The 21,263-nt window shown below is 62.4% G+C and carries 23 protein-coding genes, 1 tRNA gene and 1 riboswitch; of the genes, 8 read left to right on the top strand and 16 right to left on the bottom strand.

The features are described from left to right. Nucleotides 1-53 precede the first annotated feature (53 nt). Nucleotides 54-2,051, top strand: a complete 1,998-nt coding sequence (locus tag KF794_01140) for a glycosyltransferase (protein ID QYK45351.1) — start codon at nt 54-56, stop codon at nt 2,049-2,051. Here KF794_01140 and KF794_01135 read toward each other — a convergent pair. Beyond that, the gene (locus KF794_01135; GenBank protein ID QYK46536.1) at nt 2,002-2,535 is read right to left on the bottom strand and encodes an SCO family protein; all 534 of its coding nucleotides are present in this window, start codon (nt 2,533-2,535) and stop codon (nt 2,002-2,004) included. The two genes, KF794_01140 and KF794_01135, sit on opposite strands and share 50 nt — an antisense overlap. Nucleotides 2,536-2,844: 309 nt before the next feature. After that, a tRNA-Gly gene (locus KF794_01130) sits at nt 2,845-2,919 on the bottom strand. 160 nt (nt 2,920-3,079) lie between these two features. On the opposite strand from KF794_01130, the gene KF794_01125 reads away from it, so the two are divergent. Continuing rightward, the gene (locus KF794_01125) at nt 3,080-3,829 is read left to right on the top strand and encodes an ion transporter (GenBank protein QYK46535.1); all 750 of its coding nucleotides are present in this window, start codon (nt 3,080-3,082) and stop codon (nt 3,827-3,829) included. 63 nt (nt 3,830-3,892) lie between these two features. Here KF794_01125 and KF794_01120 read toward each other — a convergent pair whose 3' ends face one another. Both KF794_01120 and KF794_01115 read right to left on the bottom strand, forming a co-directional pair. Continuing rightward, nucleotides 3,893-4,492 carry a YeeE/YedE family protein gene (locus KF794_01120; GenBank protein ID QYK46534.1) on the bottom strand — a complete coding sequence of 200 codons (600 nt, stop codon included), beginning with the start codon at nt 4,490-4,492 and terminating at the stop codon, nt 3,893-3,895. A gap of 47 nt (nt 4,493-4,539) precedes the next feature. Next, complete coding sequence (locus tag KF794_01115) at nt 4,540-5,055, bottom strand: YeeE/YedE family protein (GenBank protein ID QYK45350.1); 516 nt, start codon at nt 5,053-5,055, stop codon at nt 4,540-4,542. Between the two features lie 52 nt (nt 5,056-5,107). On the opposite strand from KF794_01115, the gene KF794_01110 reads away from it, so the two are divergent. The 3 genes from KF794_01110 to KF794_01100 all read left to right on the top strand — a co-directional run bounded on the left by KF794_01110 (nt 5,108) and on the right by KF794_01100 (nt 7,174). Continuing rightward, on the top strand, nt 5,108-5,425 hold the full coding sequence (locus KF794_01110) for a helix-turn-helix transcriptional regulator (protein ID QYK45349.1): 318 nt from the start codon (nt 5,108-5,110) through the stop codon (nt 5,423-5,425). A 37-nt stretch (nt 5,426-5,462) separates the two neighbouring features. Beyond that, the gene (locus KF794_01105; protein ID QYK45348.1) at nt 5,463-6,179 is read left to right on the top strand and encodes a DUF4395 domain-containing protein; all 717 of its coding nucleotides are present in this window, start codon (nt 5,463-5,465) and stop codon (nt 6,177-6,179) included. Nucleotides 6,180-6,343: 164 nt separating this feature from the next. Further along, nucleotides 6,344-7,174 (top strand): ion transporter, encoded by an 831-nt coding sequence (locus KF794_01100; protein ID QYK46533.1) that lies wholly within the window; start codon nt 6,344-6,346, stop codon nt 7,172-7,174. Here the strand turns inward: KF794_01100 and KF794_01095 are convergent. Continuing rightward, a complete protein-coding gene (locus KF794_01095; protein ID QYK45347.1) occupies nt 7,171-8,292 on the bottom strand; it encodes a 2'-deoxycytidine 5'-triphosphate deaminase in 1,122 nt (373 codons plus the stop codon). The genes KF794_01100 and KF794_01095 overlap by 4 nt on opposite strands. Nucleotides 8,293-8,346: 54 nt before the next feature. Further along, nucleotides 8,347-8,425: riboswitch (SAM riboswitch) on the top strand. 53 nt (nt 8,426-8,478) lie between these two features. On the opposite strand from KF794_01095, the gene metZ reads away from it, so the two are divergent. After that, nucleotides 8,479-9,687, top strand: coding sequence for an O-succinylhomoserine sulfhydrylase (metZ, locus tag KF794_01090; GenBank protein QYK45346.1), 1,209 nt, complete (start codon nt 8,479-8,481; stop codon nt 9,685-9,687). Nucleotides 9,688-9,699: 12 nt separating this feature from the next. Beyond that, entirely contained in the window at nt 9,700-10,092 is a 393-nt protein-coding gene (gene apaG / locus KF794_01085; GenBank protein QYK45345.1) for a Co2+/Mg2+ efflux protein ApaG, read from the top strand. A gap of 106 nt (nt 10,093-10,198) precedes the next feature. Here apaG and KF794_01080 read toward each other — a convergent pair whose 3' ends face one another. Genes KF794_01080 through KF794_01065 form a run of 4 tightly spaced genes read right to left on the bottom strand, consistent with a single transcriptional unit; the run spans nt 10,199 to nt 13,756 of the window. Next, complete coding sequence (locus tag KF794_01080; GenBank protein ID QYK45344.1) at nt 10,199-10,606, bottom strand: hypothetical protein; 408 nt, start codon at nt 10,604-10,606, stop codon at nt 10,199-10,201. 41 nt (nt 10,607-10,647) lie between these two features. Continuing rightward, a complete protein-coding gene (locus KF794_01075; GenBank protein ID QYK45343.1) occupies nt 10,648-11,628 on the bottom strand; it encodes an Hsp33 family molecular chaperone in 981 nt (326 codons plus the stop codon). After that, nucleotides 11,625-12,551 (bottom strand): ornithine carbamoyltransferase, encoded by a 927-nt coding sequence (gene argF / locus KF794_01070; GenBank protein QYK45342.1) that lies wholly within the window; start codon nt 12,549-12,551, stop codon nt 11,625-11,627. The genes KF794_01075 and argF overlap by 4 nt, the downstream gene beginning before the upstream one ends. After that, entirely contained in the window at nt 12,551-13,756 is a 1,206-nt protein-coding gene (locus KF794_01065; GenBank protein QYK45341.1) for an aspartate aminotransferase family protein, read from the bottom strand. The genes argF and KF794_01065 overlap by 1 nt, the downstream gene beginning before the upstream one ends. Before the next feature lie 365 nt (nt 13,757-14,121). On the opposite strand from KF794_01065, the gene KF794_01060 reads away from it, so the two are divergent. Next, complete coding sequence (locus KF794_01060; GenBank protein QYK45340.1) at nt 14,122-14,628, top strand: GcrA cell cycle regulator; 507 nt, start codon at nt 14,122-14,124, stop codon at nt 14,626-14,628. An 82-nt stretch (nt 14,629-14,710) separates the two neighbouring features. Here KF794_01060 and phoB read toward each other — a convergent pair whose 3' ends face one another. The 7 genes from phoB to KF794_01025 all read right to left on the bottom strand — a co-directional run bounded on the left by phoB (nt 14,711) and on the right by KF794_01025 (nt 21,236). After that, entirely contained in the window at nt 14,711-15,415 is a 705-nt protein-coding gene (gene phoB, locus KF794_01055) for a phosphate regulon transcriptional regulator PhoB (protein ID QYK45339.1), read from the bottom strand. Nucleotides 15,416-15,439: 24 nt separating this feature from the next. Continuing rightward, nucleotides 15,440-16,156 (bottom strand): phosphate signaling complex protein PhoU, encoded by a 717-nt coding sequence (gene phoU / locus KF794_01050; protein QYK45338.1) that lies wholly within the window; start codon nt 16,154-16,156, stop codon nt 15,440-15,442. 20 nt (nt 16,157-16,176) lie between these two features. Beyond that, entirely contained in the window at nt 16,177-16,977 is an 801-nt protein-coding gene (gene pstB / locus KF794_01045; GenBank protein ID QYK45337.1) for a phosphate ABC transporter ATP-binding protein PstB, read from the bottom strand. Then, complete coding sequence (gene pstA / locus KF794_01040) at nt 16,977-17,819, bottom strand: phosphate ABC transporter permease PstA (protein ID QYK45336.1); 843 nt, start codon at nt 17,817-17,819, stop codon at nt 16,977-16,979. Before pstA ends, pstB begins: the two co-directional genes overlap by 1 nt. Before the next feature lies 1 nt (nt 17,820). After that, on the bottom strand, nt 17,821-18,822 hold the full coding sequence (gene pstC / locus KF794_01035) for a phosphate ABC transporter permease subunit PstC (protein QYK45335.1): 1,002 nt from the start codon (nt 18,820-18,822) through the stop codon (nt 17,821-17,823). A gap of 109 nt (nt 18,823-18,931) precedes the next feature. Next, nucleotides 18,932-19,984, bottom strand: a complete 1,053-nt coding sequence (gene pstS, locus KF794_01030) for a phosphate ABC transporter substrate-binding protein PstS (protein ID QYK45334.1) — start codon at nt 19,982-19,984, stop codon at nt 18,932-18,934. Nucleotides 19,985-20,135: 151 nt separating this feature from the next. Next, entirely contained in the window at nt 20,136-21,236 is a 1,101-nt protein-coding gene (locus tag KF794_01025; protein ID QYK45333.1) for a histidine kinase, read from the bottom strand. Nucleotides 21,237-21,263: the final 27 nt, after the last annotated feature.

The following is a 21,263-nucleotide window of genomic DNA, read 5'->3' as shown; positions in this document are numbered from 1 at the left end:
CAAAGGCCGGGGGGACAGCGGCTTTGTAGTCGAGCGGTCAGGGGTGGGTAAAGTTGGCTGACGGGCCATCGGAAAGCGGCGCGCCCGGATTGCGGGCGAAGGCGGCGGAAAGTCCGCAACTGCCCGGCGTCGATACGCCGAGGGATACCGGACGCCAGCCAGCGTACAACCTTGCCCTGTTTCGGCCGGCCTCGGACCTTCCGCTCGAACTGGCCGCGCTGGAAGGGCGCTCCGAACCGGCCTTACTGCGCTGGGCCGCAGAGCGAGCCGAGGAACTTGGGCTTGGCGGCGACGAGGTGCTACGCGCGCGCGGCCTGATCGAACCCGACACTTATCTCCACGCACTCGGTGCGCGGCTGCAACTCGACATCGACTGGCTGGAGGATGGCGCACCCGATTTTCCGGACGAAGCCGAAGCGGCGTTACAAACCGGTGTATTGCGCCGCCTCGACGAGCGCGGCAACACGATCCTCACCATCGCGCCGCGCGGGCGCGGCATCCATGCGCTGGCCGATACGCTTTCGCGCGAGCCGGATTATCGCGCACGCATGCGGCTTACGTCGCCGGAGCGGCTTCGCGCCTTTCTCTTGCGCATGCCGGGCGGAGAAATTGCGTACCGTGCCGCGTATGGCCTGCGCGACACGCAACCGCAATTTTCGGCGGCATTGGCCGCGCCACGGCGATTTCGTTTTGTGGTGTTGTTTCTACTGGCAGCAGCACTGCCCTTCGCGCGGTTCTTTCCGTTCGTGGCGATTACGGCAGGCGAGGTTCTTCTCGGCGCGACGTTCATTGGCTGGACCGCGCTGAAACTGTTTGCATGCCTCGCGGTTCGTGAAGGCATGAAACCGGCGCCGCTGCCGGAAAACACACTGCCGGTCTACAGCATACTGGTTCCGCTTTACCGAGAAGCGAATGTGGTTCCCGCGCTGTTGCATCACCTTTCGGCGCTTGATTACCCGAAAGAAAAACTCGACATCAAACTGATCGTCGAGCGCGACGACCCTGAAACGCTTTCCGCGTTACGCGTCGCGAAGCTCGATCCCTGTTTCGAAATTTTTATAGCGGACGAGGTTGGTCCACGCACCAAGCCGAAGGCGCTTTCGCTGGCGCTGGCCTGCACGCGCGGAGAATATGTGGTGGTCTATGATGCCGAAGACCAGCCTGAGCCTTCGCAACTTCGTTTCGCGGTCGCGAGCTTCGCGGCCGCGCCGCGCGAACTCGCGTGCCTGCAAGCACGTCTCGCTATCGACAATGCCGGGGACGGCTGGCTGACTCGGCATTTTGCGGCCGAGTATGCAGGGCTGTTCGACGTGCTGCTGCCGTCGCTGGCCGCACATAAACTGCCGCTACCGCTTGGCGGCACTTCCAACCATTTCCGCACCGATGCACTCCGGCGCACCGGCGCGTGGGATCCGCACAACGTCACCGAAGATGCCGACCTCGGTATTCGCCTTGCGCGTTTCGGCTATCGCACAGGCGTCATTTCATCGACGACGTGGGAGGAAGCGCCCGCGCGCCTGCGGCCCTGGCTGCGTCAGCGCACACGCTGGATGAAGGGGTGGATGCAGACGTGGCTCGTGCACATGCGCACGCCGGTCAAACTTTTTCGCGAACTCGGCGTGGTCGGCTTCGCGGCGTTTCAACTCCTGCTTGGCGGCGCGGTAGTGGCGGCGCTGGTACATCCACTCTTTATGCTCGTAATGGCGGTGAAGCTGGCGGGAGGCATCGGTCTCGCCGCGGCGGGTATTGCACACGAGATTGCGATGTATGCGGTTCTCTCCAGCGGCTATCTCGGCTCGGCAGCGCTCGCGATTTGCGGCATGAAGCAGCGCGGAATGCGCGTTGGCATCGTGACGCTGCTCACCATCCCGCTCTACTGGATTCTTCTTTCCGCCGCCGCTTGGCGCGCGCTGTACCAGTTCATGGTCGCGCCGCATCGCTGGGAAAAGACCGAGCACGGACTGGCAAAAACCTCGCGGCACGCTTTGCAGCCAGCGAGGTTTAAAGTCTCCGGCGCAGATCGGCAGCGGCGGCGGCCGCATCGCGCTTAAGGTTGAACGGCGCGATGAACCGCCCTTCCTTGTCCATCAGGTAGACAATGGAGGTGTGATCCATGGTGTAGCCGCCGCCATCGAGCGGAATGCGCTTGGCATATACATAATATGCCTTCTTGATCGCCTCGACCTGCGCTTCGCTTCCCGACAGCGCGGAAATACGCGGATGGAAGCTGGACAGGTAGAGCTTGAGTTTTTCCGGCGTGTCGCGCTCCGGATCGACGGTCACGAAGATTGCCGCGACCTTCTCCGCATCCGCGCCGAGCGCGTTGAAGACTTCCGACACCTCGAACAGCGTGGTCGGGCAGATGTCCGGGCAATGGGTGAAGCCGAAGAACACGAGCAGCGGCTTGCCGTGAAAATCCTTGTCGGTGACGACCTTGCCGTTCTGATCGATCAGTTCGAACGGGCCGCCGACCGAGGACGGTCTGGTCGCTTCGGTTCTCGGAAGCGCGAGATAAACGAACGCCGCAATCGCCATCGCTCCCGCCGCGAAGGCGGCAAGCAGCGCGAGAATTTTCGGACGGTCGCTCAATGTCGCACCATTTCAGAAGCAGTAGGCGATGCCGGCCGCGATCATGTCGAAAAAGACCTTGGTCCCGAACCACGCCCACATGAACCCGGCGGCTGCGAACAGCGCGCCGAACAACGCAGCCATGGCGAACATCAGTGGTCTTTGCGAGAAAGAAGCAGTTTCGGCGGGCCTGTCCATGCGGGTTAGGTAGGCTTGCCTGCGGGCTTCGTCAATGAAGCGGCATGTCGCGCTTCGCTGCGGCGCATTGCGTGAAACTGGAGCGGGCGATGGGAATCGAACCCACGACATACAGCTTGGGAAGCTGTCGTTCTACCACTGAACTACGCCCGCAATCCCGCCGGAACATAGCAAGCCGGTGAACTCTAGCAAGCCACACATTCTCCGTATCGCTCTCCCCGCTATACTTCCCTTGCGATTCTTCTATTCCCATCCGGAGCGAACCGCCGTGCTGAAAGCGATCATTGCCGATCCGCGAACCGAACGCGCGATCATGATCCTCATCGTGATCAACGCCGTCATTCTGGGGCTGGAGACCTATCCGTCCGCGACCGCCATGTTCGGCCCGCTGTTGCTCTGGCTCGACTTCATCATTCTCATCATTTTCGTCGTGGAGATTCTTGCGCGCATGGCCGTGCAAGGCCGCGCGTTCTTCCGCGATGCATGGAATGTGTTCGATTTTCTGGTTATTGCGATAGCGCTGATACCCGCCACGGGTCCGCTACAGGTGTTGCGCGCGCTTCGCATCCTGCGCGTGTTGCGGCTCATTACGGCTGTTCCGTCGCTTAAGCGTGTCGTTGGCGGGTTGATTGCCGCGCTCCCCGGCATGGGTTCGGTCGTCGGGCTGCTCCTTCTGATTTTTTATGTCTTCGCGGTGATGGCGACGAAACTTTTCGGCGAAGACTTCCCGAACTATTTTGGCAACCTCACCTCGTCGATCTTCACGCTGTTCCAGATCATGACGCTGGAAGCATGGGCGGACGGAATCGTGCGTCCGGTGATGGAAAAACATCCCTATGCGTGGACGTTTTTCATTCCCTATATCGTCATCACATCCTTTGCCGTTCTGAACCTCTTTATCGGCATCGTCGTCAGCGCGATGCAGTCCGAGCACGAGGCAGAGCAGGCGGAAAAACAGAAGATCGAAGATGCTGCCCAAGCGACCTTGCTTGAGGAAATGCGCGCGCTGCGAAGCGAGGTATCGTCCCTGCGCGGCGAGATGGCTTCGCAACGAAAGAAGTAAACCAACGGAAACAAAAGAGGGCGCCATCAGCGCCCTCTTTCCTTGTGTAACGATACCGCCGGTTCAGGTGCTGGCAATCCTTACGCCTGCTCGGCCATTCTTCGCCGCTGGGGCATTCGTATCCTTCTCATCGGCAGCGATTTCGTCACGCCACGGGAATTTACGTTCCAGCATGAACATGGCCACGACCAGCAGCGCGGCAATGCCGAGTGCCCAGACCACGAAGCCGCCCGGCACGAGATTGACCAGCGTGATCTTGCCCCAGTTGCCGAGGCCGATACCCGACCAGTCGAGCGCCTTGTCGATCGCAGTCTGATTGTAGCCGTAGATCGCCGCACCGATCAGGCCGCCGAACACGGTGGCCCATGCATCCTTGTAACCGGCGCCGATCTGCGCGGCGGCGGTGCCGGGACAAGCGCCCGTCATCACGATGCCAACGCCAAGCAGCAGGCCGCCGACGACCATGTTGCCGACCAGCGCAGGTTTCACCGACAGCGACACGAGACCTGAACCGTGAAGCACCGCAAGCACGACAAGGCTGGAGGCAACGGCGGCAAACAACATCTTCATCATGATGAAGCGCCGGAACTGAAACTGACCGATGAGCGAACCCGGCTCCATCATCCGCGACTTTTCAAACGCGAAGCCGAACACGACACCCATGAGAAGGCCGATGACCACTCCAGATAATAAAGACATCAGACTCTCCTTCAGACCTTCTTGAGGAACATGGAGGCGGCGATGCCGCCGACGAAAATCGCCGTAACCGCGATGAACGAAGACACGGCAAGCTGCGACAGGCCCGAAAGGCCGTGGCCGGTGGTGCAACCGTTTGCGATACGCGCACCGAGCAACAACAGGATGCCGCCGCCAAGACCGAGTGCGAAACGTTGTCCGAAAGAGCGGATCCCCGCTACGCGCGGCCAGAACGGCGACATCGCAGGACGTGTGGTGCCCGCAAGGCGCGTCGAGATGAAAGCGCCAAGCACGATGCCGCCCATCAGCGCGACCTGCCACCAGTCCTTTGCGGAAGAGACGTGGCTCTTGAAATAGGGAACAGCCAGCGCCGTGGGGTCAACGAAGCTGAGTATGGACGCCGCGACCGTCACGAAAGAGGACGACACGCCGAGCGCAGTGCCGGCCAGCAGGAAGGCCGGGATTTGCAAGAGGCCGATCAGGACGCCTGCCGCATAGGGCGACCAGGCGCGTTCTTTGAGGGAATTCATGGGTTTCTCCTAGGATTTGCTTTCTCCTCGAAAGGCCTATATATTCATTTCTATGAATATTCAAGACTTGGAATATAACGCCGACGAGGCTTCCGAACTGCTCGGCCTGCTCAGCTCGCCGCACCGGCTGCGGATCCTGTGCCTGCTGATCGAAGGGGAGATGTCGGTCGGAGAAATCGCGGACGCCACCAAGATGCGGCAGGCCGCGGTGTCGCAACAACTTTCGTTGTTGCGCGCGCACAAGATCGTATCGACGCGGCGCGACGGCACGACGGTGTTTTATTCGATCGCCCATGTCGGCGCGCAGGCGATCATCGAAACGCTGCACGGCATCTATTGCAAACCGGCGAAGCCGCAACGGCGCAAGTAAGCCGCATCACACATCACATCGGGACAAGAGAAGAAACATGCGTGCACTATTCGGCTTCGGCGAAAACGTCGCAGGCTTCGACATTCCGGTATTGAATGAAAGAGAAGCCCGCGCGGGCGCGGGAATTCTTTTCGCGATCGCGCTGGTCGCGTTCATGAACGCATTTCTTGTCGGCAACTTCGCGCCGATCCGTGCCGTTTCGGTGATTTTCTTCGTGGATTTCTTCATCCGCGTGCTGATCAGCCCGCGCTATGCGCCGAGCCTCATTCTCGGCCGCCTCGCGGTCCGCAACCAGACGCCGGAGTTCACCGGCGCACCGCAGAAACATTTCGCATGGACGCTCGGCCTTATGCTCGCGACCGTAATGGTCGTGCTGGTTGCCGGCTTCGACGTGCGCGGCCCGCTGAACATGCTGATCTGCGTGACGTGCCTGACGTTGCTGTTCTTCGAAACCGCGTTCGGCATCTGCATCGGCTGCATCCTCTACCGGGTGCTGCTCCGCCGCGAAACGCAACTGTGCCCCGGCGGCGCCTGCGAAGTGAAGATCAAGCATCCCATCCAGATGACCGGCCGCAAGGAACTCGCAGCACTCGCGCTGGCCGCCGTGATCGTGGCCGGGGCCGCCGTCACGGTCGGCAGCACTGCCTATGTCGCACCGTTCGCGGAACAGGGACCCGACCGCTGCAAGGTGCCCGGCTATGCCATCGCCATGGGCCGCGAGGATCTCTGGAAACGCCGAAACAACTGCCCGTAACGAACAGATCATCTCGTCTTCTATATTCTCTCACGGCAATGAGCTGCCGCTTGCTTACAGCCCCTGCCCTGTTCTAATGCCGCGCCGGAAGCGGCAGGGGACAATCCGTGGCAAAGCGTGCAAATCCGATACGCGAGATCAAGGCGACCTGGGGCGGCGTCACCATCGAGCGCGCCCGCCATTTTCTCGAACACCCGAAGACCGAGCGCATTCTTGCAGGACTGATCATCCTGAATGCGCTGGTGCTCGGTCTCGAAACCAGCCAGACCCTGATGAAAGGTTACGGCTGGCTGCTTGAGCCGCTCGATCACATCTTGCTCGGCATCTTCGTCGTCGAAGTGCTGACGCGCCTGATCGTTACCGGGCGCGGTTTCTTCCGCGACCCGTGGAACGTGTTCGACTTCATCGTGATTACGCTCTCGCTGATGCCGCAAACCGGGCCGCTCTCGGTGCTGCGCGCGTTGCGCATCCTGCGCGTGCTGCGCCTCGTCTCGGCGGTGCCGACGCTGCGGCGCGTGGTCGGCGGATTGATCCAGTCCATGCCGGGCATCGGCGCAATCGCGTTCCTGCTGACGCTCGTCTATTACTGCTTCGCCGTGATGGCGACCAACCTGTTCGGCGCCGATTTCCCCGAAGCCTTCGGCACCATGGGCCGCTCGGCCTATACGCTGTTCACCGTGATGACGCTCGAAGGCTGGAACGAGCTTGCGAATAAAGTGATGGAGACGCATCCCTATGCGTGGCTGTTCTTCATTCCCTACATTCTCACCACGACCTTCACGGTGCTGAACCTGTTCATCGCGATCATCGTCACCGCGATGCAGAACGAAGCGGACAAAATCCGCGAGGCCGAGGAGAAAGAGCATCGCGAGGAACAGCAGGCGCTGGATTCCTTGCAGTCGAAGGAAGCGGTCATCCTGCAGGAATTGCGCGCGCTGCGCGCGCAAGTGGAAACGCTTTCCGGCAAGCGCGCGCCAAGAAAGAAGAAAGCCTAGCGCAGCGGCTTGAAGTGCTTGGAGAGTTTCAGGCCCTGCGCCTGATAATTGGAGCCGACCTCGCCGTATAGTTTTTCCGGCCGCTCGGTGAGCCGCTCGTAAATCAGCCGGCCGACGATCTGCCCGTCTTCGAGGATGAACGGCACTTCGCGCGAGCGCACTTCCAGCACCGCGCGCGCGCCCTTGCCGCCCGCCGCGGCGTGGCCGAAGCCAGGATCGAAGAAGCCCGCATAGTGCACCCGGAATTCGCCGACCAGCGGATCGAACGGCACCATCTCCGCCGCGTGATCCGGCGGCACATGCACCGCTTCCTTGGATGCGAGAATATAAAAAGCATCCGGGTCGAGCACGAGGCGCTTCGAGGGATGCGCGGGCAACGGCTCCCAGAAATCCATCACGTCGTACCCGGCGCGCTTGTCGACGTCGATCAACCCGGTGTGCCGCTTGGCACGATACCCGGCGAAGCCATTGCCGAAGTCCGACAAATCGACCGAAACCGCGACGCCGCCGCGCAAATCCGGCTCGGCCGCATTCACCAGCATTTCGCGCGTCTGCAAGGCCGCAAGTTCTTTCATGTCGAGCTTCGCTTCGCCGCGGCGGAAGCGGATTTGCGAAAGCCGCGAGCCGCGCCGCACCAGTATCGGAAAAGTGCGCGGACTGACTTCTAGATACAGCGTGCCGCGATAGCCCGCGGGCAGCGTGTCGAACGCGGGAACGCGGTCGCCGATGACGCGCGTGAAAATATCGAGGCGGCCGGTCGAGCTTTTCGGATTGGTCGCGGCGGAGATGTCTTCGGGCAGCGCGATCTTTTCCTCGACTTCGACGATGTAGACGCAGCCGGTCTCGAACACCGTGCCGTCGCCGTTCAGCGCAATCGAATGTAATGCGAGATCGTCGAGGCGCTCGGCAATCGGCGTCTTGGCCAAAGGAAGAAAGCTCGCGCGGATGCGCCACGCACGCGCACCGAGGCGCAGGTCGAGCGATGCGGGCTGAATCTGGTCGGCGTCGAACGGACGCTCGGCGGTAATCGCTCCCGCATCAGCGAGCGCGCGGATGGCGCGCGCGGGCAGAATGCCCTGCCCGTTCTGCGGCAGACGATGGACGGCGGCGCTTTCCATAGCCGACCCCTAGAGCACCCCGAACTTGACGCCAAGCGCGCGAACCGCATAATCCCCGCACTTCGTGGTCATTTGAGCCGGCCGGCTTGCAGCCACGTAAAACAAATCGCTAAAAGGCCGGGGACGCGTGTACCCGGTCTATGGGCTTCTGGCCCCGGCCGGGTTTTTTGTTGGAAGGACCGCGTCATGACCGTGAAATTGCCCCGCCCCGTTCCGGAAGCCGCCGATTTGCGCCCGGAAACCCGCCTGATCCATTCCGGTATCCTGCGCTCGCAATTCGGCGAGAACGCGGAGGCGCTCTACCTCACCCAGAGCTTCGTCTACGACTCCGCCGAGCAGTGCGCCGCGCGCTTCGCGGGCGAGGATGACGGCTTCATCTATTCGCGGTTTTCGAACCCGACGACCGCGATGTTCGAGGAGCGCATCCGCGCGGTGGAAGGCGCGGAAGCCTGCCGCGCTACCGCGACCGGCATGGCGGCGGTCACCGCTTCGCTGCTTTGTTTTCTCAAGGCCGGCGACCATGTGGTTGCCGCGCGCGCGCTGTTCGGCTCATGCCGCTATGTGATCGAGGAGCTGCTGCCGCGCTTCGGCGTCACTTCAACGCTGGTGGAAGGAACCGACCTTCGCGCCTGGGAGAACGCGATCCGCCCCGAAACCCGCGCGTTCTTCCTCGAAAGCCCAACCAACCCGACGCTGGAAATTCTCGACATCGCGGCAATCGCAAAACTCGCGAAGAAGGCGAACGCCATCTTCGTCGTCGATAACGTGTTCGCGACGCCGATGCTGCAAAGTCCGCTCCAGCTCGGCGCCGATGTCGTGGTCTATTCCGCGACCAAGCACATCGACGGCCAGGGCCGCTGCCTTGGCGGCGCGATCCTCGGCTCGACGCAATACGTGAAGGATCATCTGCATACCTTCATGCGCCAGACCGGCCCCTCCATGTCGCCGTTCAACGCATGGGTTCTGCTGAAAGGCATCGAGACGCTGCAAATCCGCGTCGAGAAGGCGCAAGCCAACGCGCACGCCGTCGCCGACTGGCTCGGCACGCAGACGAAACTGACCCGCGTGATCTATCCGGGCCGGGTCGACCATCCGCAGCACGCGCTCGCGAAAAAACAGATGAAGGGCGGCGGCACGCTGCTTTCCTTCGAGGTGGCGGGCGGACAGGCAGCGGCATTCCGCTTCGTCAATGCGCTGCGGCTGATTCGCATTTCCAACAACCTCGGCGACGTGAAAAGCCTGATCACGCATCCGGCGACGACCACGCACCAGCGCTTCAGCGAAGAAGCGCGCGCGGGCATGGGCATCGGCGGCGGATTGCTGCGGCTCTCCACCGGCCTCGAACACATCGACGACCTGAAGGAAGACCTCTCGCGCGGGCTGGCGGCAATCTGATATGATTGCGGCATGTACCGCGCGATCACCCGCGGCGTGCAGATCACCGTCACGCCCGAATATTCTTCCGACCGCTCCTCGCCGGAGGACGGTGAATATTTCTGGACCTACACGATCGAGATCGTGAACGAGGGCGACGAACCGGTGCAGCTCATGACGCGGCACTGGCGCATTACCGACGCCAACGGCCGCACCGAAGAAGTGCGCGGGCCGGGCGTGGTCGGCAAGCAGCCGTTACTGAAACCCGGCGAGCGCTTCGAATATACCAGCGGCGTGCCGCTGAAGACTTCGTCAGGGCTGATGGCGGGGACGTACCAGATGGTCACGGAGGACGGCGACGATTTCGACGCCGAGGTGCCCGCGTTTTCGCTGGACCTGCCGCAAGCGAAGCGCGTTGTGCATTAGCCACACCTCATCCTGAGGAGAGCTCCGCAAGAGCGCGTCTCGAAGGATGAGATCGGTAACTTCAGGGTTCGAGTTTTTCCGGCTCGCTCTCGCGCAGAACGGTAGGTCAGTCATTCACACCGATTTCGGTGAAAAGAAAGCCTGCCGGGGTCTTCGTAAAAACGAAGATGTGGTCTCCGCAGAAAATGAAGAAATTGTCGTTATTCAACCCGTCACGGTCATAGACAGGTTTTCCGCGCTGGATGCAGGTTCGGGTCTTCGCGTTGAAGAAGCCCGGATAAATCTTCGTGCGAAATTCTGCCGCGTCGGCGGCGTTACTCCCGAACGGGAATTTCGTCATCTCCGCGATTGCGGACGCATCGTTCGCCTTCAGCGCCGTCCGGAACTTCGCGATGAAAGCGTCGAATTCCTTTTGCACCGCAGGCGAGGCAACTTCCGTCTTCGGCGCTTGCGCGAAGGCTGGAGCAAAATTCAAAAGAACGATCGTAAGCGCGATTTTCAACAAGGCTTTCATGACTCGCCTCCGTTCCCGCGCTCTCGGCCGGGACAATGCGATTACTTCACTTCCGTCTCCACTTCGTCAGGCTCGAAGGGATAGACGCGACCGCAGAATTCGCAGGTCACGGTGATCTTGCCGTCCTTGACCATGCTGGCGCGGTCTTCCTTGGTGAAGCTTCTCAGCATGTCGCTCACGCGGTCGCGCGAGCAGGAGCAATGCGCGACCACCGGCTGCGCATCGAACACGCGCACGCCGCGCTCGTTGAACAGACGCCACAGCAACCGCTCGCTGGAGAGTGCGGAGTCGAGCAGTTCGTGATCCTCGACGGTTTCGACCAGCGACTTCGCCTCAACCCAGGCGTCGTCTTCCTTGACCTCGTGCTTCGGCGTGCCTTTCGGCGCGTCGCCCGGATCAATGTCGCCCTGTTGCGCGCGTCCGGATTCTTGCGGAAGAAACTGCACCAGCAAACCGCCCGCGCGCATTTTCGCCTTGCCGCCGGCGCGCATTTCCTCGCCAACCGCAATCCGCACGCGGGTCGGGATCTGCTCAGAGTTCTGGAAGTATGTATGCGCGGCTTCTTCCAGGCTCATGCCGTTCAGCGCGACGATGCCCTGATAGCGCTGCGAGGCGGAACCATGCTCCACCGTCATCGCGAGATGACCGTTGCCGAGCAGTTGACCGGTCGTGGCCTTGCCCATGTCGGCAAGGCGCGCGCGGTTGAAGCGCGCATAGGCGCGCACTTTCTCCGGCGCGACCACATCGACCACCAGAAAGTCGATCGCGCCATCGGTCTGGGTTTGCAGGATCAGGCGGCCCGCATCCTTCAGCGTGGAGCCGAGCAGGACAGCCAGCGTAATCGCTTCGGAGAGCGCACGCGCGACCTGCGGCGGATAGTTGTGGTTCGAGATCGCGTTATCGAGCGCGTCGCCGAGGCGCACCACGCGCCCGCGCACGTCGAGCGGATCGACCTGAAACGGCAGAACATGATCGTCGCGGCCAGCGTCGAGCGGGCCGCGCACCGGAGCGGGCGACGTCATCCCGCCGTGGCTCCAAGGCACCACGCGAGGATGCCTTTCTGCGCGTGAAGGCGGTTCTCGGCTTCGTCGAACACCACCGACTGGGGGCTATCGATCACGTCGTCGGTGACTTCCTCGCCGCGATGGGCGGGCAGACAATGCATGAAGATCGCATCCGGCTTCGCGTGCTTCATCAGCGCGCGGTTCACCTGATAGGGCTTCAGGATGTTATGGCGGCGCTTCGCTTCCTTGTCGCCCATCGAGACCCAGGTATCGGTGACGATGCAGTCGGCACCCTCAACGGCTTCTTCCGGATCGCGCATGAAGCGGATCGCGGCACCGGATTCCTTCGCCCATTTCACGACCGGCGGCTTCGCCGCGAAATCGCGCGGGCTTGCGACGTTCAGTTCGAAATCGAAGCGCGCGGCAGCGTGCACCCAAGAGGTGAGCACGTTGTTCGCATCGCCGGTCCAGGCGACCTTCTTGCCCTTGATCGAACCCTTGTGCTCCTCGAACGTCATCACGTCCGCCATCACCTGGCAGGGATGCGAGAGCTTGGTGAGGCCGTTGATGACCGGCACGGTCGCGTGCGCCGCCAGTTCCTGCAACGACTTGTGGTTCAGGATACGGATCATGATCGCATCGACATAACGCGAGAGCACGCGCGCGGTGTCGGCGATGGTCTCGCCGCGGCCGAGTTGCATCTCCGCGCCGGTGAGCATGATCGAATGGCCGCCGAGTTCGTACATCGCGACGTCGAAGGAGACGCGCGTGCGCGTCGAGGGCTTCTCGAAGATCAGCGCAAGCTTGCGGCCCGCGAGCGGCTTCTTCGGGTCGCTGTCGCGGCGCGCCTTCAGGTTCGCCGCGAGCGAAAGAATCTCGCGAAGCGTCTTGCCGGAGAATTCCGACAGGTCGAGAAAATGATGAACGCCGTTGGTACTCATTACGCGGCTCCCTTGGTCGTCGCCGCTTCGAGTTTCCGGCACGCCGCAGACAGTTTTGAAATGGCCTCGTTGATTTCGATTTCGGTGACGATCAGCGGCGGCAACAGGCGCACCACGTTCTCGCCAGCCGCGACGGTGAGTAGACCCTCACCGATGGAGACGGTCACGAATTCGCCGTTCGGCACCACGGTTTTCAGGCCGAGCAGCAGCCCTTCGCCGCGCACTTCCGCGATGATCGCCTTATGCGTGTCTTTCAATTCCGCGAGCCGCTGCTTCGCGAACAGCGCCATCTTCTGCACGTGATCGAGGAAGCCGGGCGCGAGCACCTGATCGAGCACTGCGTTCGCGACCGCCATCGCCAGCGGATTGCCGCCGAAGGTGGAGCCGTGCGTGCCCGGCGTCATGCCCTTGCCCGCTTCCGCAGTGGCAAGGCAGATGCCGAGCGGGAAACCGCCGCCGATGCCTTTCGCAACAGCCATGATATCCGGCGTCACGCCGGTCCATTCGTAGGCGAAAAATTTTCCGGTGCGGCCCACGCCGGTCTGCACCTCGTCGAACATGAGCAGCAGCCCGTGCGTATCGCAAAGCTCGCGCAGCGCCTTGATAAATCCCGGCGGCGGCACGCGCACGCCGCCCTCGCCCTGCACCGGCTCGATCAGGATCGCGGCGGTTTCGTTCGTGATCGCCTTCTTCACCGCGTCGAGATCGCCGAACTTCACCTGCACGAAGCCGGGCATGCGCGGGCCGAAGCCTTCGAGATACTTCTCGTTGCCGGTCGCGGCGATGGTCGCAAGCGTGCGACCGTGGAACGCGCCGTCGAAGGTGATGATCTGGTAGCGCTCCGGGTGGCCGGAGACGGCGTGATACTTCCGCGCCATCTTGATCGAGCACTCCATCGCTTCCGCGCCGGAGTTCTGGAAGAAGCAGGTGTCGGCGAACGTATTTTCGACAAGGCGCTTCGCCAGCCGCTCGCCTTCCGGAATCCGGTAAAGGTTCGAGACGTGCCAGAGCTTCTGCGCCTGCTCGCTGATCGCCTTCACCAGCGCCGGATGCGCGTGGCCGAGGGCGTTCACGGCGACGCCGGAACCGAAATCGAGGAACTTCCGGCCGTCGGTCGCGGTCAGCCACGCGCCTTCGCCGCGCTCGAAACTGATTTCGGCGCGCGAATAGGTGGGTAAAACCGGCGAAATGGCCACGATCGTCACTCCAGATCCAGTCCGGCCCCCAAAACAAAATTGCCGCCCGGAACGAGCGGCGCTTTCGGCTGATGTGGAGCCAGACGCCAAATATAAAACGGGGGGCTGTCCCGTTCAACCGCCGCCCTCGTTCCCGGCTCCCCGACTCGAAAGAGTCACAAAGGGCGGGAAAAACCGTGATCTACGGCAGGCGGACTCTTGAAGCGCCGAGTCTGCCTATTGTAGCGTTTTATCGGTCGAATACGACATATCGTGCGGCGGACGACCTCAGGCGTAGCGTGAAAGGCCCATCCGGAAGACGGGAAAAGCCCGATTCCGGCGAGCGCGGAAGGATTCCGCCTGCGGCCCCGAAGCGCCGGAAAAGGAAAAGAAGAATGAGCTGGAACGACGAACGGGTAGAACTGCTCCGGAAGCTCTGGAATGACGGCCTCTCGGCCAGCCAGATTGCCGCCGAACTCGGCGGCATCACCCGCAATGCCGTGATCGGCAAGGTACACCGGCTGGGCCTCTCCGGACGCGCGAAATCGCCGTCCACCTCGGTGCCGCGTATCCGCAAGCCGCGCGCCTCGAACGGCGGCGGCGTGATGCGCCCGCGGATGCGCTTCGCCGGCAACACTGCGCTGTCCCCCGACTACGAGCGCGCACCGGAACAGGACCTCGATCCGCTCGCGAACGTGGTGCCGATCGGGCCGCGCGTCTCGATCACGGAACTCAACGAGAGCACTTGCCGCTGGCCGGTGGGCGATCCGGGCGCGGAAGACTTCGGCTACTGCGGCGCCAAGCCGAAGACCGGTGTGGTCTACTGCCCCTATCACGCGCGCATTGCCTACCAGCCGCTGGCGGACCGCCGCCGCGAACGGCGCGCCGCGCAGGGCCGCTGACGCAACCCCGCAGCGTCACTGCTTCCGAAAGAAAAATGTCCCCGGACCGCAAGTCCGGGGACAAGTCTTTCTGACGGAAGCGTCAGGCTGCGTTTTCGGAAAAGCGTTCGTTGAAGGAATAGCCGGAGCCGCGCACGGTGCGGATCGGGTCCGCTTCCTTGCCGCGCGTCAGCGTCTTGCGCAGGCGGCCGATGTGCACGTCGACGGTGCGCTCGTCGATATAGACGTCCCTGCCCCAGACCGCGTTCAGCAACTGCTCGCGGGTGAAGACGCGGCCCGGCGAGGTCATCAGGAATTCGAGGAGACGAAATTCGGTCGGGCCGAGATGCACTTCGCGTTCGCCGCGATGCACGCGCTTGCGCTCGCGGTCGAGTTCGATGTCGCCGGATTTGAGTTGCGCCGCGATCTGTTCCGGGCTGGCGCGGCGTAGCAGCGCCTTCACGCGCGCCAGAAACTCCGGCACGGAGAACGGCTTCACCATGTAGTCGTCGGCGCCGGTGGAAAGCCCGCGCACGCGCTCGGTCTCTTCGCTGCGCGCGGTCAGCATCAGGATCGGCAGGCGCTCCGTCTCGGAACGCGCACGCAGCCGGCGGCAGAGTTCGATGCCGGAAAGGCCGGGCAGCATCCAGTCGAGCACCACGACATCCGGCAGGTTTTCCTTCAGCCGGATTTCCGCCTCGTCGCCGCGAGCGACGGTTTCGACTTCGTAGCCTTCGCTTTCCAGATTGTAGCGAAGCAAAACGGAAAGCGCTTCTTCGTCCTCGACGACCAGTATTTTCGTCTTCATGAGGTCCGCTCCGGCTTATCTCCGTCAGACGCGCGGGAAGGATACGTTGGTCAGGCTCGACGTATCCGCCTTCGGGCGCTCGTCCGTCAACTGCTCGCCGACCACGAGGTAATGGATGGTTTCGGCGATGTTGGTGGCGTGGTCGCCGATGCGCTCGACGTTCTTCGCTGCGAACAGAAGGTGCGTACACATCGTGATCTGGCGCGGATCCTCCATCATGTAGGTAAGGAGTTCGCGGAACAGCGAGGTGTAGAGATCGTCCACCGCACCGTCGCGCTTCCAGACCGCCATCGCGCGCTCGGCGTCGCGCGCACCGTAGGCATCCAGCACTTCCTTGAGCTGTTCGAGCACGATCTCGCTCATGTGCTCGACACCGCGCAGCAAAGCGATCGCCTGATATTCGCCCTTGAGCGCAAGCACGCGCTTCGCGGTATTCTTGGCGAGATCGCCGACCCGCTCCAGATCGTTGCAGATGCGGATAGCGGAAACGACTTCACGCAGATCAACCGCGAGCGGCTGGCGACGAGCGATCAACGTGATGGCGTCGTCCTCGATCTCGCGCTGCAACTGGTCGAGCCGCGTATCGGCGGCGATCACGCGCTGGGCCAGGATGCTGTCGCGCTTGATCAGCGCGTCGGTGGAGTCGACCACCGCTTTTTCCGCGAGGCCGCCCATTTCGGCAACCTTGCGGCTGATTTCGCGGAGTTCGTTCTCGAAGGCGGTAACGATATGGCTTGCCATGATGATCCTCGTTCGGCGGCTTAGCCGAAGCGCCCCGTAATGTAGTCGAGCGTGCGGTTGTCCTTGGGATTGGAGAACATCGTCGTCGTCGCCCCGGCTTCGATCAGGTCGCCGAGGTACATGAACGCGGTCAGGTCGGCGACGCGCGCGGCCTGCTGCATGTTGTGGGTAACGATGACGATGGTGAAATCGCGTTTCAGTTCGTCGATCAGTTCCTCGATCTTCGCAGTCGAGATCGGGTCGAGCGCGGAGGTCGGTTCGTCGAACAGAACCACCTCTGGCTTCACCGCGATGGTCCGCGCGATGCAAAGGCGTTGCTGCTGGCCGCCGGAGAGGCCCAGCGCGGACGTATGCAGGCGGTCCTTCACCTCATTCCAGAGCGCGGTGCGAACCAGACAGGACTCGACGATCCGGTCCATCTCGGCACGCGAAGGCTTCATGTAGAGTTTCACGCCGAAGGCGATGTTGTCGTAGATCGTCATCGGGAACGGGGTCGGCTTCTGGAACACCATGCCGACCTTGGCGCGCAGGTAGTTCGCATCCAGTTTCGGATCGAGGATGTTCTCGCCATCCAGCGTGATCGTGCCGTCGGCGCGCTGGCCCGGATAAAGTTCATAGATGCGGTTGAGAATCCGCAGCAGCGTGGACTTGCCGCAGCCCGAAGGGCCGATCAGCGCGGTCACGCGCTGCTCGTAGAGCGGAAGGCTGATGTTCTTCAGCGCTTTGTTGTCGGCGTAGTAGAAAGACACATCCTTGATGTCCATCTTCGGCTTCGCGTTGGAAAGCGAATCCGCCGCGGCGTGAACTGCAAAAGTGGCCATTAGTTTGCCTTCCTCGATACCAGGACGCGGGCGAGAACGCTCAGCGTCAGAACTGCAACAGTAATCAGCAACGCGCCGGTCCAGGCCAGACGCTGCCAGTCTTCATAGGGCGAGAGCGCGAACTGGAAGATCACGACCGGCAGGCTCGGCGTCGGCTGCAGCACGTTCACGTTCCAGAACTGGTTGTTGAGCGCCGTGAACAGGAGCGGCGCGGTTTCGCCGGAGATGCGCGCAATCGCGAGCAGGATGCCGGTGATGATGCCGGTCTTCGCCGCGCGATAGCTCACGTAGCGAATTACGGTCCAGCGCGGCGCGCCAAGCGCGGCCGCCGCTTCGCGCATCTGGTTCGGCACCAGCAACAGCATGTCCTCGGTGGTGCGCACGACGACCGGGATGACGAGAATTGCAAGCGCCACACCGCCGGCGATGCCGGAGAAGTGTCCCATCGGCTTGACCATGATGCCGTAGACGAAAAGGCCGATCACGATGGATGGCGCCGAGAGCAGGATGTCGTTGATGAAGCGCACCACGTTGGTCAGCTTCGAGTAACGGCCGTATTCCGCCATGTAGGTGCCGGCGAGAATGGCAATCGGCGTACCGATGATCACGCCGAGGAAGGTCAGGATCAGGCTGCCGACGATGGCGTTGAGCAACCCGCCGTCGCTGCCGGGCGGCGGCGTCATCTGCGTGAAGACCGCAAGATTGAGGCCGGAGAAGCCCTTGTAAAACAGCATCGCCAGGATCAGCACCAGCCAGCTCAGGCCGAATACGGCCGTCAGCACCGACATGGTGAGATGAAAGCGGTTACGCAGCTTGCGGCGCTTATAGAGACCGTTGTCCATCCTAGCCTCCCGCGCGCTTGTTCAGCGTGGCGAGCAGCAATCGTGCCGCCGCGAGCACGATGAACGTGATCACGAACAGGATCAGGCCGAGCGCGGTCAGCGAGGCGGTGTGCAGCGTCTCGATCGCTTCCACGAATTCGTTGGCGATGGCGGCGGAGATCGTCGTGCCGGGTTGCAGCACCGAAGCACTGATGCGGTGCGCGTTACCGATCACGAAGGTAATCGCCATGGTTTCGCCGAGCGCGCGGCCGAGCGCCAGCATCACGCCGCCGATGACGCCGACGCGGGTATACGGCAGCACGACCTTCCAGACGACTTCCCATGTAGTTGCGCCGAGGCCGTAGGCGGATTCTTTCAAGACCGGCGGCACCGTTTCGAATACGTCGCGCGTGATGGAAGCGATGAACGGCAGCACCATGATCGCAAGCACGAGACCTGCGGTGAGAACGCCGATGCCGTAAGGCGGTCCGGCGAAGAGGAAACCGATGCCCGGCACGTTGCCGACGGTATTGATCAGGAGTGGCTGCAACGTTCCCTGCAGAAACGGCGCGAAAATGAACAAGCCCCAGATGCCGTAGATGATCGAGGGAATGCCCGCGAGCAATTCGATGGCGATGCCGATGGGACGGCGCAGGAATTGCGGGCAGAGTTCGGTCAGGAAAATCGCGATACCGAGACCGACCGGAACTGCGACCAGCATGGCAATGATCGAGGTAACGATCGTGCCGTAGATCGGTGCGAGCGCGCCGAAGCGCTGCTTCACTGGATTCCAGTCTTCGGTCCAGAGAAAGCTGAGGCCGAAGTGTTTGAGCGCAGGCAGCGAGCCTTCGATCAGCGTGACGATGACGCCGAACAGAATGATCAGCACGAACGCGGCAGCGGCGCGCGTCAGGAGCTTGAAAATACGGTCGCTGAGAACCAGACGGCCGAGCGAAGCACGCTGCGGGTCTTTCTGCTTTTCCGCGGTACGCGCTTCCGCCGGATCGAACGTCAACTCAACCATCCCCGCCCCCTGCGGCGCATTTCGGATTTTTATCTTGTGGCTCGCGGCACCTACGGGAGCATCACGCGCCCCCGCAGGCTTATCCGCGAATTGCTACGCAACGTTGACGTTACGAACCCGGATTGAACAGCGCCTTGCCGTCCGGACCCTTGATCTCGCCCCAAGCCTTGCGGATGAGGTCGATCGTGGACGCCGGGAGCGGAACGTAGTCAAGCGCTTCGGCTTCCTTGGCGCCGTTGCGATACGCCCAGTCGAAGAACTTGAGCGCGTCGGTGGCGGCAGCGGCATCGGCCGGCTGCTTGTGGATCAGGATGAAGGTCGCACCCGCGATCGGCCAGGTCTTTTCGCCGGCCTGGTCGGTCAGGATCACGTTGAAACCAGCAGCCTTGGCCCAGTCGGCGGTGGCAGCCGCAGCCTGGAAGGCAGCGATGCTCGGCTCGACGGTCTTGCCGTCACGGTTCACCATGTTGAGGTGCGTCAGCTTGTTCTGCTTGGCGTAGGCGTACTCGACGTAGCCGATCGCACCCTTCGTCTGCGCAACCGTGTTGGCGACACCTTCGTTGCCCTTGGCGCCGATGCCGACGACCCACTTCACAGCGGTCGAAACTCCGACCTTCTCATCCCATTCCTTGCTCACCTTGCCGAGATAGTTGGTGAACAGGAACGTGGTGCCGGAGCCGTCCGAGCGGTGCACAATGGCAATCGCCGTGTTCGGCAGCTTCACGTTCGGGTTGAGCTTCTGGATCGCGGGATCGTTCCAGGTCTTGATGTTGCCGAGGAAGATCTGCGCAAGCGTCGCGCCGTCGATCTTGAGTTCGCCCGGCTTGACGCCTTCGAGGTTCACGACCGGCACGACACCGCCGATCACGGTCGGAAACTGCACGAGGCCGTTCTTCTCGAGGTCTTCGGCTTTCATCGGCGCGTCGGTCGCGCCGAAGGTCACGGTCTTGGCGATGATCTGCTTGATGCCGCCGCCGGAACCGATCGACTGATAGTTCAGGCCGACATTGGTCAGCTTCTTATAGCTGTCCGCCCACTTGGCGTAGACCGGATAAGGGAAGCTGGCGCCCGCACCCGAAATGTCGGCTGCGAGGGCGTATCCGGCGACGGTGACGCCGGTGAGCGCGATGGCCGCGCGAAGTGCGAAAGATTTGGGTTTCACGGAGAACACTCCTTCCTGTGAAGGCTACCGGCCGGCAGCCTCGCTGCCTTTCCTTGCCGGTTCCGCGGGACTCCTAGGGGGACCGCATTTCGCTTCTATGACGGCCCCATGACGCCTGCATGACACCGTAACAGTCTGGAATCGCTGGATTTTAGCGGCGCTCCGCCGTGGACAAGGGGATGCGGACAATGAATGTCGCACCGCTGCCCGGCTCGCTTTCGATGGAGAGGCGGCCGCGATGGCGCGCCACGATATGCTTGACCAGCGCAAGGCCAAGACCGGTGCCGCCCTGCTCGCGGCTGTGCGCGACGTCCACGCGATAAAAACGCTCCGTCAGACGCGGCAGGTGTTCGGGCGCAATGCCGGGACCGAAATCGCGCACCGAGATCACGGCTTCGGCGTTGTCCGAAGACAGCGTGATCTCGACGCGCTTGCCGTTCACGCCGTATTTCAGCGCATTCTCGACGAGGTTCTCGACGAGACGGATCAGGTCATCGCGCTCGCCACGAACCAGCAACTGTCCGGGAGACGTTTCCAGAGTCACCTCGACACCGCGCTCCCGTGCGAGCGGTGATAGCGAATCCCGTACATGCGCGGCGATCGGGTTCAGATCGACGACCGTCTCCGGCAGCACATGGGCGTTCAGTTCGATACGGGACAGCGAGAGTAGATCGTCGATCAGGCGCGACATACGCCGCGCCTGTTCTGCCATGATGCCGAGGAATTTCTCGCGCATCGCGGGGTCGTCACGGGCGGGGCCGCGCAAGGTGTCAATGAAGCCCGCAAGCGAAGCGAGCGGCGTGCGCAGTTCGTGGCTGGCATTGGCGACGAAATCCGCGCGCATCTGGTCCACGCGCATCGCCTCGGTGCGGTCGCGGAATACGACGAGGATATAGCCGGGAATCTGGTATTGCGTGGAAAAGCTCTCTTCGAGGCCGATCGGCGTGATGTGCGCGTCGAACGCGCGATCGTGCGGAACGCGCAGGTTGAAGGAAACCAGCCGCGCCGCGCCGCCCCCGCCGACTTCGCGTACTGCTTCGACGATCTCAGGCGCGCGCACAGTGAGCGAAACCGGCGAACCGACCCGAACCGCTCCCAGCGCCACATCAGCCGCGGCGTTTCCCGCCAGCACCGCGCCGTCGAAGCGCAACAAAAGCGCAGGCTCAGGAATTGCGCGAATGATCGCGGCCATCTGCGGCTCGGCTTTCGCCGTGCGCCAGTCTGCTCTCGGAAACTGCGAGATGTCGCTCATCGCCAAGCCTTCTAGCGCGCAAAAAGG

The organism is Xanthobacteraceae bacterium (assembly GCA_019454205.1).
In the GTDB taxonomy this organism is placed as follows: Bacteria; Pseudomonadota; Alphaproteobacteria; order Rhizobiales; family Xanthobacteraceae.
This window is presented reverse-complemented; position numbering and strand designations above follow the sequence as displayed.

Excerpts from the sequence above, each read along its gene's own strand:
- KF794_01135 (QYK46536.1), bottom strand. The coding sequence starts at position 2,535 with ATGGCGATTGCGGCGTTCGTTTATCTCGCGCTTCCGAGAACCGAAGCG.
- KF794_01125 (QYK46535.1), top strand. The coding sequence starts at position 3,080 with ATGATCCTCATCGTGATCAACGCCGTCATTCTGGGGCTGGAGACCTAT.
- KF794_01120 (QYK46534.1), bottom strand. The coding sequence starts at position 4,492 with ATGGGTGTCGTGTTCGGCTTCGCGTTTGAAAAGTCGCGGATGATGGAG.
- KF794_01115 (QYK45350.1), bottom strand. The coding sequence starts at position 5,055 with ATGAATTCCCTCAAAGAACGCGCCTGGTCGCCCTATGCGGCAGGCGTC.
- KF794_01110 (QYK45349.1), top strand. The coding sequence starts at position 5,108 with ATGAATATTCAAGACTTGGAATATAACGCCGACGAGGCTTCCGAACTG.
- KF794_01105 (QYK45348.1), top strand. The coding sequence starts at position 5,463 with ATGCGTGCACTATTCGGCTTCGGCGAAAACGTCGCAGGCTTCGACATT.
- KF794_01095 (QYK45347.1), bottom strand. The coding sequence starts at position 8,292 with ATGGAAAGCGCCGCCGTCCATCGTCTGCCGCAGAACGGGCAGGGCATT.
- metZ (QYK45346.1), top strand. The coding sequence starts at position 8,479 with ATGACCGTGAAATTGCCCCGCCCCGTTCCGGAAGCCGCCGATTTGCGC.
- apaG (QYK45345.1), top strand. The coding sequence starts at position 9,700 with ATGTACCGCGCGATCACCCGCGGCGTGCAGATCACCGTCACGCCCGAA.
- KF794_01080 (QYK45344.1), bottom strand. The coding sequence starts at position 10,606 with ATGAAAGCCTTGTTGAAAATCGCGCTTACGATCGTTCTTTTGAATTTT.
- KF794_01075 (QYK45343.1), bottom strand. The coding sequence starts at position 11,628 with ATGACGTCGCCCGCTCCGGTGCGCGGCCCGCTCGACGCTGGCCGCGAC.
- argF (QYK45342.1), bottom strand. The coding sequence starts at position 12,551 with ATGAGTACCAACGGCGTTCATCATTTTCTCGACCTGTCGGAATTCTCC.
- KF794_01060 (QYK45340.1), top strand. The coding sequence starts at position 14,122 with ATGAGCTGGAACGACGAACGGGTAGAACTGCTCCGGAAGCTCTGGAAT.
- phoB (QYK45339.1), bottom strand. The coding sequence starts at position 15,415 with ATGAAGACGAAAATACTGGTCGTCGAGGACGAAGAAGCGCTTTCCGTT.
- phoU (QYK45338.1), bottom strand. The coding sequence starts at position 16,156 with ATGGCAAGCCATATCGTTACCGCCTTCGAGAACGAACTCCGCGAAATC.
- pstB (QYK45337.1), bottom strand. The coding sequence starts at position 16,977 with ATGGCCACTTTTGCAGTTCACGCCGCGGCGGATTCGCTTTCCAACGCG.
- pstA (QYK45336.1), bottom strand. The coding sequence starts at position 17,819 with ATGGACAACGGTCTCTATAAGCGCCGCAAGCTGCGTAACCGCTTTCAT.
- pstC (QYK45335.1), bottom strand. The coding sequence starts at position 18,822 with ATGGTTGAGTTGACGTTCGATCCGGCGGAAGCGCGTACCGCGGAAAAG.
- KF794_01025 (QYK45333.1), bottom strand. The coding sequence starts at position 21,236 with ATGAGCGACATCTCGCAGTTTCCGAGAGCAGACTGGCGCACGGCGAAA.